The organism is Hyphomicrobium sp. NDB2Meth4 (assembly GCF_900117445.1).
Classification (GTDB): Bacteria; Pseudomonadota; Alphaproteobacteria; order Rhizobiales; family Hyphomicrobiaceae; genus Hyphomicrobium_A.
The window spans coordinates 57599-71796 of record NZ_FPEJ01000005.1; the positions used below are offsets into that span (position 1 = coordinate 57599).

General features: G+C 64.5%; 12 protein-coding genes. 9 read left to right on the forward strand and 3 right to left on the reverse strand.

Annotated elements, in window-relative coordinates; translation table 11 throughout:
- Positions 1 to 111: 111 nt before the first annotated feature.
- Complete coding sequence (locus tag NDB2M4_RS09180; protein ID WP_244536109.1) at positions 112 to 2637, reverse strand: hybrid sensor histidine kinase/response regulator; 2526 nt, start codon at positions 2635 to 2637, stop codon at positions 112 to 114.
- A gap of 302 nt (positions 2638 to 2939) precedes the next feature.
- Here NDB2M4_RS09180 and NDB2M4_RS09185 point away from each other — a divergent pair, with 302 nt between their 5' ends.
- Both NDB2M4_RS09185 and NDB2M4_RS09190 read left to right on the forward strand, forming a co-directional pair.
- Entirely contained in the window at positions 2940 to 3284 is a 345-nt protein-coding gene (locus NDB2M4_RS09185) for a flagellar biosynthetic protein FliO (protein ID WP_072373666.1), read from the forward strand.
- 51 nt (positions 3285 to 3335) lie between these two features.
- A complete protein-coding gene (locus NDB2M4_RS09190) occupies positions 3336 to 6182 on the forward strand; it encodes a DUF3772 domain-containing protein (RefSeq protein WP_072373669.1) in 2847 nt (948 codons plus the stop codon).
- A 129-nt stretch (positions 6183 to 6311) separates the two neighbouring features.
- Here NDB2M4_RS09190 and dksA read toward each other — a convergent pair whose 3' ends face one another.
- Positions 6312 to 6749 carry an RNA polymerase-binding protein DksA gene (gene dksA, locus NDB2M4_RS09195; protein WP_072374937.1) on the reverse strand — a complete coding sequence of 146 codons (438 nt, stop codon included), beginning with the start codon at positions 6747 to 6749 and terminating at the stop codon, positions 6312 to 6314.
- Between the two features lie 516 nt (positions 6750 to 7265).
- Between dksA and NDB2M4_RS09200 the strand changes: the two genes are divergently transcribed.
- Complete coding sequence (locus tag NDB2M4_RS09200) at positions 7266 to 8111, forward strand: AAA family ATPase (protein ID WP_072373672.1); 846 nt, start codon at positions 7266 to 7268, stop codon at positions 8109 to 8111.
- Positions 8112 to 8125: 14 nt separating this feature from the next.
- Here the strand turns inward: NDB2M4_RS09200 and NDB2M4_RS09205 are convergent, their stop codons facing one another.
- Positions 8126 to 8530 (reverse strand): hypothetical protein, encoded by a 405-nt coding sequence (locus NDB2M4_RS09205; RefSeq protein ID WP_139247176.1) that lies wholly within the window; start codon positions 8528 to 8530, stop codon positions 8126 to 8128.
- A gap of 258 nt (positions 8531 to 8788) precedes the next feature.
- Between NDB2M4_RS09205 and NDB2M4_RS09210 the strand changes: the two genes are divergently transcribed.
- The 6 genes from NDB2M4_RS09210 (at position 8789) to NDB2M4_RS09235 (ending at position 14137) form a co-directional block, all read left to right on the forward strand.
- Complete coding sequence (locus NDB2M4_RS09210; RefSeq protein ID WP_244536111.1) at positions 8789 to 9340, forward strand: DUF2975 domain-containing protein; 552 nt, start codon at positions 8789 to 8791, stop codon at positions 9338 to 9340.
- A 7-nt stretch (positions 9341 to 9347) separates the two neighbouring features.
- On the forward strand, positions 9348 to 9560 hold the full coding sequence (locus NDB2M4_RS09215) for a helix-turn-helix domain-containing protein (protein ID WP_072374940.1): 213 nt from the start codon (positions 9348 to 9350) through the stop codon (positions 9558 to 9560).
- A gap of 67 nt (positions 9561 to 9627) precedes the next feature.
- The gene (locus NDB2M4_RS09220; protein ID WP_072373681.1) at positions 9628 to 10506 is read left to right on the forward strand and encodes a class I SAM-dependent methyltransferase; all 879 of its coding nucleotides are present in this window, start codon (positions 9628 to 9630) and stop codon (positions 10504 to 10506) included.
- 118 nt (positions 10507 to 10624) lie between these two features.
- Entirely contained in the window at positions 10625 to 11329 is a 705-nt protein-coding gene (locus NDB2M4_RS09225; RefSeq protein ID WP_072373684.1) for a hypothetical protein, read from the forward strand.
- Positions 11330 to 11604: 275 nt separating this feature from the next.
- Positions 11605 to 13074: a YcjX family GTP-binding protein gene (locus tag NDB2M4_RS09230; protein ID WP_244536112.1), complete on the forward strand. Its 1470-nt coding sequence runs from the start codon at positions 11605 to 11607 to the stop codon at positions 13072 to 13074.
- Positions 13075 to 13090: 16 nt separating this feature from the next.
- Positions 13091 to 14137, forward strand: a complete 1047-nt coding sequence (locus tag NDB2M4_RS09235; RefSeq protein WP_072373687.1) for a YcjF family protein — start codon at positions 13091 to 13093, stop codon at positions 14135 to 14137.
- Positions 14138 to 14198 lie beyond the last annotated feature (61 nt).

A 14198-nucleotide genomic window follows, 5' to 3' on the forward strand; every position in this document is an offset into this window, starting at 1 on the left:
TAGGCCTCCCCCTTGGACCGTGACCGCCCCGGACCTTATCAGTCCGGAGCGTAAATCATCGGTCCCATTCAGCACTAGAGCACGTCGCCGTTCCTTGCGACTCCCAACGCTCTAGCGGGCGAGCTCCTCTTTCACCTTCGCGGCAAGCTGCGGCAGCGAGAAAGGCTTCGGCAGGAAGGCGAAGTTCTCGTCACCCAGCGCAGCCTTGAAAGCGTCGTTGGGGTAGCCCGACACGAAGATGATCTTAATGTCCGGGTTCTTCTTGCGCATCTCTTTCAAGAGCGTCGGTCCGTCCATTTCCGGCATGACCACGTCGGACACCACGATATCGATCTTGCCCTTGGTCTTCTCGATCACCTCGAGCGCCTCGACGCCGCTGCCGGCTTCCAGCACCTTGTAGCCCTGACGCTTCAGCGCCCGCGCCGCGAAGTTGCGCACCACCTCTTCGTCTTCGACCAGAAGCACGCGGCCGGTGCCGGTGAGGTCGGCAGCCTTCTGCTCCTTCTTGCGCTCCTTGACGACGACAACGTCCTCGTCGGCATGGTGCCGCGGCAGGTAGATGCGGAACGTCGTGCCCTTGCCCTCTTCGCTGTCCGGATAGATGTAGCCACCCGACTGCTTCACCATGCCGTAGACCGACGCGAGGCCGAGGCCCGTGCCCTTGCCGATCGCCTTGGTGGTGAAGAACGGCTCGAAGATCTTGTCCATCACCTCGCGGCTCATGCCGTGGCCGGTGTCGCTCACCTCGACCAGCACGTACTCGCCCGGCGTGAACTCGCGGTTCTCGAACTTCTGCGTCTCGCGCTCGGGAACGTTGCGCGCCTTGATCGTCAGCGTGCCGCCGTCCGGCATCGCATCCTTGGCGTTGGTGATGAGGTTGAACAGCGCCTGCGCGAACTCGTGCTTGTCAGTCATCACATACCAAAGATCGGGCGACGTCTCGATCCGCAGCTCGCTCTTCTCGCCGAGATAGCGCTTCAGCAGCGAGGACTCATCGCTCAGCACCTCGCCGAGACTGACGACCTCGTTCTGCAGCGTCTGCTGCCGCGCCAATGCCAGCAGCTTGCGCACCAGCTCGGCTGCGCGGTTGGCACTCGACTTGATGTTCATGATGTCTTTGTAGGCGACATCTTTCGGGCGATGCATGGTCAGCAGCATGTCCGAAAAGCCGAGGATAGCGGTGAGCATGTTGTTGAAGTCGTGCGCGATGCCGCCCGCCAGCTTGCCGACCACTTCCATCTTCTGGCTCTGCGCGAAGCGCGCTTCCAACGCCTTCTGCTCAGTCGCATCCACCACGTAGAGGATAGCAGCCTCACGCGCGCCACCACTGGCGAACGGGCTCATGTAGACGCGCGTGACGATCTCGCGCTTCCCGCCCGACGTGATATCGATCGGCACATTGTGCACGCGGCCAGAGATGACCTTCTTCAGGCCCTCTTCCACCGCCGCACGCGTTGTCGTGTCGGCGGCGCGCGCAAGTGCATCAACAGCCGAGACACCTGTTCCAGCAGCGCCGTCGAGCGCCATCCTGCAGAACGCGGCGTTGGCACTGACGATGCGGCCATCAGATCCGAGCATAGCGATGCCGAAAGGTGCCGACTGGAAGAAGCGGGCAAAGCGGGCACCCGCTGCATCTCCCTTGAACTCCGCTGCAGCCTCGCCGGCGATGTCGACAACGGCAACCGTCAGGCCACGGCCACTCGGCACCGTGCGCGCCAGCAGCCGGGCCGGCATCACCCGGCCGTCCTCGCCGGTGAGATCGATATCGATCGTCTGCAGCTCGTCCGGCACGCCGCCCGTCAGCCGCGACAGCAACTCCGCGCCATCACCGGAAGCGATATCCGCCAGCGTCAGCTGCTGCTCCATGACGTTGCGCGGCGTCCGGCCGATCCAGCGCGCCAGCGTCGAGTTGACGTGCAGCAGCGATCCATCCGGCCCGACCGAAGCGAGCCCGATCGGCGCGTTGTCGAACTGCGCAAGCTGCACCTCGACACCGGCCACGCGATCCGATTCGCGGCGGCGCTCCGCCGTGACATCGCTCAGCCGCCAGACCACCAGCCCCGGCGCGTCCAGGTTCAGCGAGTCCGGCACCGGACGAACCGAGAGTTGCAGGTTGATCCGATTGCGCGTGCCGCCTGCGCCGCGGGTCACGGAGAATTCCTCGAACAGCTCTTCGCCGCGCTCGGCCGCGCGCGTCAGGCGAAACAGCGCCGCGCTCGCCCCGGCATCGCGTGCCATGAGCTGCTGCAGCGCCGTCAGCGCATCGCGCTCTCCGCCACCGACGATGTCGTCGAATGCGGCGTTTGTGTACCGCGGCACGCCATCGCGATCGGCGATCATCACGCCAACGTCCATCTCGTCCGTCGCCGCCATGACGACGTCGCCGATGGGCGTGCGCTGACCGAAGCGAATGAAACCGGCTGAATAGGCGAAGAGGGCGAATAGCCCAACGGTCGCCAGCGCCACCAGCATGGTGACGAGCACCGGCGTTCCCGCGCCGCTCGCCACGATGCCGAATGCAATCAGCGCACCGAGGACGACGGCGCCCACGGTCGGCAGGTAACTGCTCAACCCCTGCATCTGCGTGACGGTATCAAATGGAGCGGACGGCAGATCGATTGCGTCGTGCTCTCGCATGCGCAGGGAAGCTATATGATTCTGACTGGTGGAGGCGTGGGGCGCCGGCATGAGCGATGTACTCTGTACGCATTACACACAAGAAGCTTCGCACCGATATTTACCGCGTCTGACTGGCATCAATGCCCGTATTATGCCCGCGCGGGGCTGTTTCGGTTGCGGCGCTTTACCCGTCAACAGTTCAATCATTAGGGTTAAAATCGCATAAATTCGCGGCTATACCCGGGAGTGGCGCTGACCGATGCAATGACGCCATTCGAAACTGCGAACGATCCTCGCACCTTACACCAGCGAAGTGAGAAATGACGGAAGTTCTGCTGCGTGTTCTCGTCGTCGCTTTCCTTGCTGCTGCCATTGTTGCGGTGGCAGTGATCGTGCGAAAAATGATGCGGTCACGCGGTCTCACCTCTCTGCTCGCACCCAAGGCGCAAAAGCGCCTCGAGGTTATCGATCAGGTCACGATCGACGCCAAACACAAGCTTGTCCTCATCAGACGCGACAATGTCGAGCATCTGCTCTTGACGGGCGGTCCCGTAGATATCGTGATCGAGACCGGCATTGGCGCGACACCCGAGGCGGGCGAGACGAAGTCCCCGCCATCGCTCAGGCAACATCCGCCGCATCCGCTCGGCGTCGCTGCCGAGTGACGACCGGCCAAACCACGGCCATTTGATCTGTTTTCGCGCCGGAGGCCCCTGATGCGCTCACCATCGTCGCTCAAAACTCTGTTCGCCACGGCGCTCTGCCTCGCCGCGATGGCAACGGCGACGATATCGGCGCAGACCGCAGCTCCCGCCACGCCGCGGGCCACGCCGCAGGCTCCGCCGGCTGCCGCCGCACCACCAACACCAGCTGCCCCGACCCAAGCGGCCCCCGCCGCACCGCCTGCGCGGCAGACGCAGCAGAAGCAGGCACCCGCGCAGACCCAGCCGTCACCGGCAGCGCCTCCCGCCAACCCAGCGCAGCCACAACCGGCAGTTCCCGGCGCGGCGCAGGCGCCCGCACAAGCCCCCGGCGCCGCAGTTCCTGCTCAAACTGCTCCTGCAACCAATCCGGCTGCGCCAGCAGCACCGGCCAATGGCGCCACCGCCCCCGCGTCCCCGCCGGCACCCGAGGCGACACCAGTTCTCCCCGAGCCGAAGGCCGCGGGCATCCCGGTCGAAGAGCTCGTCCGCCCGGTCAACAACCTCGCTGGCGAAATCGACGCGGCCGAGAAAAATCTCGAGCAGGCCCCTGGGAGCCAGAGCGACCTCGCCACCCTGCGCGGCAAGATCGAAAAGATCTCCACCAACGCCAAGAATGCCGGCGAGAATCTGAAGCCGGCGCTGGCCGAGGTTCGCTCGCAGATCGACAAACTCGGCGCTCCGCCGAAGGAAGGCGAGCCGCCCGAAGCCCCCGACGTTGTCGCGGAACGTCAGCGCCTCAATGGCATTGCCGCGCAGATCGACGGCGCCATCAAGAAGGCGGCGCTCATCGAGCTGCGCGCGCGCCAGCTGGTCAGCCGTGTTCAGCACGCTCGCCAGGGCATCTTCACCCGCTTCCTGCTCCGCCAGACGGACACGCCGCTGCAGTGGCGTGTCTGGACGCAAGCCGCTGATCAGGTTCCATTCGCCCGCCGCCAGGTCGGATCCGTCCTCTCCAATTGGTGGTCCGCCGCCAGGCTCTCCGGTTGGGGTCTTCTTGGGGTCGTAGGCGCCGCTCTTGGCGCGTATCTCGGGCTGCGATACTTGCGCCAGCGCATCTTGCGCCGGCAGCTCGACGAGGGTGGGCCAGCGACTCCGTCATTGCCCGAGCGCGCTGCCGCGGTCGCGTGGGTTGCCCCGCTGCTAGCGCTGCCATCCGTGGTCGCGCTGATAGTGCTCTATGCGGGATTGGACGAACTCGGTCTGCTGTACTGGCAGGTGGAGCGCTTTGCCACGGCTGCACTGTTCCCGCTGTTCGTCATGATCGCGATCTTCGCGTTCGCGCGTGCGCTGCTCCAGCCACGGCGCCCACGTTGGCGCATTTTCGACCTCGACGACACCGGTGCACGGCGCGTCTGTTACGCCGTCCAGGGGATCGCCGCCGTCTATGCGCTCGACTACATGTTGCAGCGGCTCATCGGCATTCTTGCGCTGCCGCTCTCCACCAGCATCGTCGTCGCATTCATCGCCAGCATTCTTTACGCGCTGCTGCTGCTGTTCATCGCACGCACGCCCTTCACATCGCCCACCAACATCGTCAGCACGCCGGTTTCTCGCTGGTCCCCTGTCTGGCTCAAGTTCCTGATCGTCGGCTTGGCAATCGCGCTCCTCGCCATGTCGATGCTGGGCTATGTCGCGCTCGGGCGCTTCTTCCTCACCCAGCTGCTGACGACGGGGGCCGGCATCCTCGCCGTCGCCGTGCTCTATATCGGCATCGCCGCGCTGGTGCCCGGACAAGCTGGTCCTTCGACCGGAATGAGCGCCATCATCGAGGAACGATTCAGCCTCGACGAGTTTGGACGCACACAGCTCGCCCGCGTCGAGCGGGTTCTATTGACGATTGCCCTGTTCGTCATTGCCCTGCCGCTGCTGCTGCTCTCGTGGGGACTGTCGGTCACCGACATCACCAGCTGGGTGCGCGCAGTCCTGTTCGGGTTCGAGATCGGCGGAATACACATCTCACCCGCGCGCATCTTCGCCGCGCTGGTGCTCTTCGTGCTGCTACTGGCAGTTACGCGATTTGTTCAGCGCTGGCTGGCGGCCGGCGCCCTCGCCCAGGGCCGCATCGAGTCGGGCCTTGCCAACTCCATCTACACCGGCGCCGGCTACATCGGATTTGCCGTCGCCACTCTGGCAGCCATCTCATACGCCGGCTTCGACATCACGAGCCTCGCCATCGTTGCTGGTGCTTTGTCGGTCGGTATCGGTTTCGGCCTTCAGTCTATCGTCAACAACTTCGTCTCTGGCCTGATCCTGCTCGTCGAGCGCCCAATCAAGGTGGGCGACCGCGTCACGGTCAATAACCAGGAAGGGTTCGTTCGTCGCATCTCGGTGCGCTCCACCGAGATCGAGACCTTCGATCGCGCCAGCCTGATCGTGCCCAATTCCGAGTTCATCACCACGACCGTGACGAACTGGACGCATCGCAACGCGCTTGGCCGCGCATTGGTGCGCGTGAGCGCCGGCTACAATTCCGATCCCGAACAGGTGATTGCAATTCTCCTCAAGGTGGCGTCCGAATGCCCGCTCGTGCAGAAGCACCCTCCGCCCTGGGCGGGCTTCGACAACTTCGGCGCGGATGGTCTCGACTTTATCGTCCTTGGCGTCGTCCCCGACGTCAACAAGGTCGGCGACGCGCGGTCTGATCTGCGCATCCGCATCTTCAAAGCGTTCAAGGCGGCCAATATCGAGATACCGTTCCCGCAGCGCGACATCCACGTGCACCACATGACGACCCTGGATGATTATCCCGATGTCTTCGCGCCGTCCGCAACTAAGCCTGAAAACGAGCAAGGCCGGCTGGAGCCCGCAGAGCAGCGGCAGCCGGGACCGAGCGTCGAGAAGCCAACGAGAGAAAGCTGAGGTAGGGGCGCGCGAAGCAGCGCAACGGGCGAGCGCGCAAAGCTGGCATTGATTGCCCCGCACGCTCCCCGCGCGAGGCCTTCACCGGTCACAAGCAAGGATGAAAGGGCGCCACCGCGGCCCTCGACCTCAGTCCTCGCGGTAGACCCGCTCGCGCCGCTCATGGCGCTCTTGTGCTTCGACAGACAGTGTCGCGATCGGACGCGCATCGAGCCGCTTGAGGCCGATCGGTTCGCCCGTCTCCTCACAGTACCCGTAGGAGCCGTCCTCGATCCGCGCCAGCGCCGCATCGATCTTCGCGACCAGCTTGCGCTGGCGGTCACGTTCGCGAAGCTCGAGCGCCCGGTCGGTCTCGGATGTCGCGCGGTCCGCAAGATCGGCGTGCTGAGTCGATTCCTCATGCAGCCCAGCAAGCGTTTCGCGGGCCTGCCGGATGATCTCATCCTTCCAGGCGAGCAGCTTGTTGCGGAAATAGATCCGCTGCCGCTCGTTCATGAATGGCTCGTCCTCGGATGGACGGTAGTCAGGTGGCAGCACAATCGACGAAGACTTGGCGCGTGCCGTCATCTTTTTCCCCGCAACCTTCTGCTTCTCGATACCCTGTCTCTCGACAGTCTTTTTGTCACTCGCCCCGGAATTCGCAGCAGCTCTTGTCTTGGGGGGCTTGCCGGCAATGCTTTTCCCTGCCGCACGCACCGATGCAGCGCGGCTCACCGAGGAAGCTTTCGCCTTTACAGGCGTCTTGGCGCTTCGCTTGCTCATCCGTGCCTCCACGAGGCTTGAAGAGAACGGCCGGCCCCTCAACCGGCGGTAACAAGCTGCTTTAAGCGCCTCCTATTGGCGGCAGGAACGACGTATGTCAAGGCGTTCCGAGAACAGACTTAAGTTGCGGCAGTGGAATGAAAAAGGCAGCGCCTGCGAATCGGTCGGCAAGGTAGGCATCCGCCTGCAAACCAGGCACGGTGAAGCGTTGCGGCATCACCGCACCCCGCCCGACCTTGCCGCCCGCTTGCCCGGAACACTAATGTCGACAAAGCCCTGAGGCCGGCCGGGCCTCCGATCACAAAGGATCCTCCCCCGCCGATGAAGTTCGAAGGAACGCGCCGCTACGTGGCGACCGACGACCTCAAGGTCGCCGTCAACGCCGCCATCACCCTCTCCCGCCCCCTCCTGATCAAGGGCGAGCCGGGAACCGGCAAGACCGCCCTCGCCATCGAGGTGGCCGAGGCACTGGGCGTGCCCATCATCGAGTGGCATATCAAATCGACGACCAAGGCCCACCAGGGCCTTTATGAATACGACGCCGTCTCCCGCCTGCGCGACAGCCAGCTCGGCGACCCCCGCGTCCAGGACATCAAGAACTACATCAAGCGCGGCAAGCTCTGGGAGGCCTTCACCCACGAGGCACGCCCGGTGCTGCTCATCGACGAGATCGACAAGGCCGACATCGAGTTCCCCAACGACCTGTTGCAGGAACTCGATCGCATGGAGTTCTTCGTCTACGAGACCGGCGAGACCGTGAAGGCGCACAACCGCCCCATCGTCATCATCACCTCGAACAACGAGAAGGAGCTCCCCGACGCCTTCCTGCGCCGCTGCTTCTTCCACTACATCAAGTTCCCGGACGACGAGACCATGCGCCAGATCGTTGAGGTGCACTTCCCCGGCCTCAAGGGAAAGCTCGTCTCCGAAGCGATGCGCATCTTCTATGACCTGCGCGACATGCCCGGCATCAAGAAGAAGCCGTCGACGTCCGAGTTGCTCGATTGGCTCAAGCTGCTGCTGAACGAGGACGTCTCCGCTGATACCCTTCGCGAGAGCGACAGCCGCAAGCTGATCCCGCCGCTCGCCGGCGCCCTTCTCAAGAACGAGCAGGACGTGCACCTTTTCGAGCGCATCGCCTTCATGGCCCGCCGCCGCGGAGACTAGGTCCGCGCGGCCTCTCAGGCGCAGAGCGGAATGAGCGCGGCTATGTCACGCTTGCTGTCCAGGGTGTGCAAATCGACGTCGGCCGTCAGTGGAACGTACGTCCCCGTTTCGCTGGTGCGCAAATACGTCGAAAACAGCAGCGATCCCCGCGGTAGCGGTCCCGTACGGCAGGCCTCGGGAATAATCGCGATACTCAGTGTACCGCTCGCCCCCTGCTGCTTCTTCTGCAAGAGCGTCGAGCGAAATGCTTCCAGCCGCGGAACATCCTTGTCAAGGATGCGATACGCATAGACCGACGTCCCGAGATCGATCGCATAATCGAGTGCGCGCAACTCGTCCCGGTCCGTCACCTCGACGAGAGCGAAGTCCTCCGCCACTTCGGGTGCATCGCCCGCCTTCACGGCGATCCTCAAATGCATTCCCCCTGCGCGCGGCTTGATCATTCGCGGCAGCTTTATCGCGGCCCGTATCTTCCCTGGGTCGGTGGTCTCAAAATCGATCTTCCAAAGCGAGTACAGTGAGGTGATGGGAACGTGCCCGCACGCCGAAAGCCCCACACCCAAAATCGCCGTCAAGAATGCCACCCGCATCTTACAAGCCATAATTGCCCCATCCTTTACGATGATTTATTATCGTGTTACGATAATTAATCATCGCAATCAAGTTAGGACATGCCCATGTTGAAACCCGCTAATCCCACGCGAGCTACCCTCGTCCGCCTGTCTCGAACCATGGCTCGACTGACGTCGGCCGGTATGGTGGCCATGGTCGCGTTGATGGGATCTGCCTTCCTCGTCCCGACCTGGACACGCGATATGCTGCTGACGCGTATGGGTCAGGCCGGCTCCAATCTTCCGCTCGGCCACGATCAAGTGCTGGCCGCTGCAGCGATAACGGCCGTGCCATTCAGCGTGATGCTGTGGGGACTGTGGAACGCCCGCGCGATGTTCAAAGACTTCGCTCGCGGACATGCATTCAGCAGCGCTGCAGCCCTCCACTTGCACCGGTTCGGAGTTGCGGTCCTGGCGCAGGCGCCGCTCGGCCCGCTCACCGCCACGGCACTTGCGCTTGCGCTCTCCCTCGCCAATCCGCCCGGCCAACGCATCCTGCTGCTCACGCTCTCGAGCAACGACTACGTCGCGCTGGTGGTTGGCGGCGTGCTGGTTGCTCTCGCATCCGTGATGCGCGAAGCTGCACGTCTAGCGGAAGAAAATGCCAGCTTCGTCTGAGGGCGCCGTGACAATCGTGGTCAATCTCGACGTGATGCTGGCGCGTCGCAAGATGCGCTCCAAGGAACTTGCCGAGCGCATAGGCATCACCGAGCAGAACGTCTCGCTGTTGAAGTCTGGCAAGGTCAAAGGCATACGCTTCGACACGCTGGAGCGCATCTGTGCCGTGCTCGACTGCCAGCCCGGCGACATCCTGGAGTATCGGCTAGAGCTTTCATGACACGGCAACAAAATTCGGGCACGGGGGTCATGAGCAATGCATGGGCCGCCGCAGCGGAGAGTAACCGATGACCGAGGCCCAGATAGGCGACCAGACAGGCCGCCAGACCGGCAAGACGTATACGATCTCGGATACCGCCAACTGGGTCGCCTTTCACCGCGCTGTGGAATCGGCCCGTCCCGATGCCGTCTTTCGCGATCCCCTGGCCGAACGCCTGGCCGGCGTCACCGGACCTGAGATCGTTGCGCGTGCGCCCAAGGCCATGCGCAATGGCTGGCCCATCATCGCCCGCACCGTCAGCATCGACGAGATCATCGCCACCGCTATCGCCGAAGGCTGCGACTGCGTCATCAACCTCGCTGCTGGGCTCGACACCCGCCCCTACCGGCTCGACCTGCCCAAAACGCTGACGTGGATCGAGGCAGACCTCCCGGGCCTCGTCGACGAGAAGAACCGGCTGCTGGCCAACGAAACGCCGCGCTGCCAGCTGGAACGCGTCAAGGTCGACCTCGCCGACAACGCCGCACGCGCCGCCTTCCTCGATGGCGTGACCGCAGGGCGCCAGCGCGTCCTCGTCCTCAGCGAAGGGTTGCTGATGTACCTCGACGACGCGCTGGTGCGCAGCCTCTCGGACGATCTAAAGCGCGCGGGCGTCAAGTGGTGGGTGTCCGATCAGATCAGCCCCGCCGTGCGAGAGATGTTCATGAGCAACATGCAGGACATCCTCGCGAGCGCGCCCATGCACTTTGCGCCTGAGAACGGCGTCGCCTTCTATGAAGCTCTCGGCTGGCGCGTGCGCGAGGTCCTCTCCAGCGCCGAGGTGGCATTGCGCCTCAAACGCCTCTCCTGGCTGATGACGTTGCTCATGCGACTGCCCCTACCGCAGCCCAACCCGCGCAAGCTCGGCACGGCTCGCTGGGGCGCCGTCGTATGGCTCGAGCGCTAAGCTCCGCACCCGCAGCAATCCGTTACCATCCGTGAACATCGGCGCCATCCGGCCGCCGCAATGGATCAGCGAGATCCTCCCCGTCATCTGGGCCGGCACGGCCTAACGGGGAGACGACATGCCAACCACCAGCGGGCCACACCCGGGGGACGAGCGCGCGCTCGCAAGCCTCACCGCCGCCATCGGCTACGGCGGCATTCAGGCGACAGTCCTGTCTGCCCTGGCCCTCGTGATCTCGGGCTTCTCGCTTTACGAATCGAGCTTCAAGACCGCTGAGATCGAGGTCTACGTCCCACCCGTCGTTCAGTATGCGCGCGACGGCGGCGGCGACACCGAGGTCTTCGTCGTGCCGGTGACCATCACCAATTCGGGCGCCCGCACCGGCACCGTCCTCTCGATGGAGCTGAACGTCGAGGACCTGAAATCCCACAAGACGAAACGCTATTACAGCGCCTTCCTGGGAGAGCATCAGGTCGACGCCGACGCCCCCAACCGCTCATTCGCCCCGCTGTCGATCCCCGGCCACGGCACTTTCACCGATACCGTTCGCTTCTATCCCGTCGGCAACCCGTTCCCGAAGATCGCCGAGGAAGCCGGAGACTATAAATTCTCGCTCAGCCTCGTCACTGCGGCGCCGCCACGGCCCGACCTCGTCGAGCGTCTTTTTGCCAGCAAGGTCGAGCCCGTCGTCTTCGAGCGCACGCTGCCATGGCTCTCCGAGCAGCAGCTCGACCAGCGTCGCATCACCATTTCGATGCCGGAAAAGGGCTGGACCGCGATGCCGGCCGCTCCAGCGCCTCTGGCAACAGGCTCGCCGCAATGAGGATTGCGCAGCCGACACAAAATATGAATGCCACCTGACAGCAAGCTTCAGCTTCCGTTCAAAGGTCACGCGCTAAACTGTACCTAACAATCACGTAATCCGTGTGGAGGGATTTCATGGCCGAGTTCATCCGCAGCAGCCTGATCATTCTCATGGGCACCGTCGTCATGGCGGCCGCCGTGCTCGTCGTCTTCTACGGCTGACGCGCGATACGCGCGGCTGGCTTGCCGCCACCGCTGCTTCGCACTAGCTAAGGGGACCGCGAGAGGTCCCCTTTGTCCGTAACATCGCCGCCACCCGCCCTGGACGATCCAACGCGCCAGCCCTGGCACCGCGCCGGCGCCCTGCTGAGCGACATGATGACTCCGACGCTGCGGCTCGGCGTCACCGGGTTGTCCCGCGCCGGCAAGACCATCTTCATCACCGCGCTGATCCGCAATCTGGTCTCAGGTGGCCGCCTGCCCTTCTTCCTTCCCGAGGCCGAGGGCCGCATCGAGCGCGCTTACCTCGAGCCGCAGCCGGACGATCAGGTACCCCGCTTCGACTACGAGGGGCACCTGGAAGATCTCGCCCGCGACCCGCCCGACTGGCCCGAAAGCACCCGCCGGCTCAGCCAGGTCCGCATCACCATCGAATATCGCTCGGCAAGTGCGCTGCGGCGCGCCCTCGGTGTCTCCCGCCTCAACCTCGATGTGGTGGATTACCCAGGCGAATGGCTGATCGACCTGCCGCTGTTGGAGATCACCTACGAGCAGTGGTGCGCCGAGGCGGTTGAGCAAGCCCTCGCCCCGCGCCGCCAGGCGCACTCCAAAGCCTGGCGAGAGTTCCTCGCCACCGTCGATCCCAATGCCCCGAAGGACGAGAAGATCGCCCAGCGCGGCGCCCAGCTCTTTGCCGAATACCTGAAAGCCGCCCGCGCCGACGACCACGTTCTGCACACCACCGGCCCCGGCCGCTTCCTGTTGCCCGGCGATCTCGAAGGCTCGCCGCTGCTCACGTTCTGCCCGCTGCTCCTCGGCGAAAAGCCGAGTTACGGCCGCAACTCGCTCGCGGCGATGATGGCGCGCCGCTTCGAGAGCTATAAGACCCACGTCGTAAAGCCCTTCTTCCGCGATCATTTCAGCCGGCTGGATCGCCAGATCGTGCTCGTCGACGTGCTCGGCCCGCTGAACGAGGGCGGCGACGCCGTCGTCGATCTCCAGCGCGCCCTCAATGCCATCCTGCGCGTTTTCCGCATTGGCTCGGGCAACTGGCTTACAGCCCTCTTCCCCCGCCGTATCGACAAGCTGCTGTTCGCCGCCACCAAGGCCGACCACATCAATTCATCGAGCCACGACCGGCTGGAAGCGATCCTGCGCGTCATCATTGATCGCGCTATGGGCCGCGCCGAGGACACCGGCGCCGATGTCGGCGTCCAGGCCCTCGCCGCCCTGCGCGCCACCAGGGAGACCGACGCCAAGGTCGGCAACGAGTGGCTGCCCTGCATTGTCGGCGTGCCAATGCCGGGCGAGCGCATCGGCGACAGGGTGTTCGACGGCAAGACCGAAGCTGCTGTGTTTCCAGGTGACCTGCAGGCAAATCCACGCAACGCTCTGAAGCCCGGGGCAGCGCCGGCCGGGTTGCATTTCGTCCGCTTCCGTCCGCCCCGGCTCATGCCTCCGGGCATCGACGGAGAGTCCCCACCCCTGCCGCACATCCGGCTCGACCGCGCCCTCAATTTCCTGCTCTCGGATTGGCTCGCGTGATGATCGGGAAATTCGCATGACGTCCGACAACGACATCCGCCGCCCGCGTGCATTCTCGCCCGACGACCCGGCCTTGCGCGCCGCCGCCGCCGAGCCGCCGCGCGCGCCTCCGGTAACCGAAACCGGACCTCTTGCAGGCCGCCGCCGGCGCCAGGCACAGCGCACCACGGTGCGTCCGACCGCCGGCGATCTTTCCCGCGGTATCCGTTGGGGCGCCATGCTTCTGTCCGGCCTCGCCGGACTTCTCGCGCTCGCCACCGTTACCTGGTTCACCCGCTACGTGGAAGTCGCGCTCGATCGCCAGGATTGGGTGGGCTGGCTCGCCTTCGCGCTGCTTTGCCTCGTCGGCCTTTCGACCCTCGTTCTGATCTTCCGCGAGATCTACGGCCTGTTCCGCCTCGCCCGCCTCGGCGCGTTACGCCAGGAGGTGTCGCACGCCATCGACACCGGCGATATGCAGAGCGAGCGCCGCGCGCTGCGCGATCTCAAGAGAATTCTCGCCGGCCGACCCGACTTGCAGTGGCAGCTTGCGCGCTTCTCCGAGCACGAGCGAGCCGTCCTTGATCCGGGCGAGTTGCTTTCCCTTGCCGATCGCGAGTTGATCATGCCGCTCGACCAGGAAGCGCGCCGCACTGTTCTCGCAGCAGCCAAGCGCATCGGCATGGTCACGGCCATCAGCCCGATGCCGTGGATCGCCATGCTCTACGTTCTGATCGAAAACCTGCGCATGCTGCGCACTATCGCCGGGTTGTACGGCGGACGCCCGGGACCGCTTGGCGCACTGCGGCTCGGCCGGCTCGTCGTCGGACATATCCTGGCGACCGGCGGCGTTGCTCTGACCGACGATCTGCTCGGTCAATTCCTCGGCCAGGACTTGCTGCGCAGGCTGTCTCGGCGACTGGGCGAAGGTGCCTTCAACGGCGCACTGACCGCACGAGTCGGGGCCGCCGCCGTAGAAGTGTGCCGCCCGCTGCCATTCATCAGCGCGCCGCCCGTGCGCGCCCGCGACATGCTCGCCGAAGCCTTCCGCCGCAACGCGACATCCACCCCTGACGCAAGCTGAAGCAATCCGTGGGTGTCGACCGCTCCGCCACTTGGCCGCGAAGCCGGCAAGGGCGCAAGGC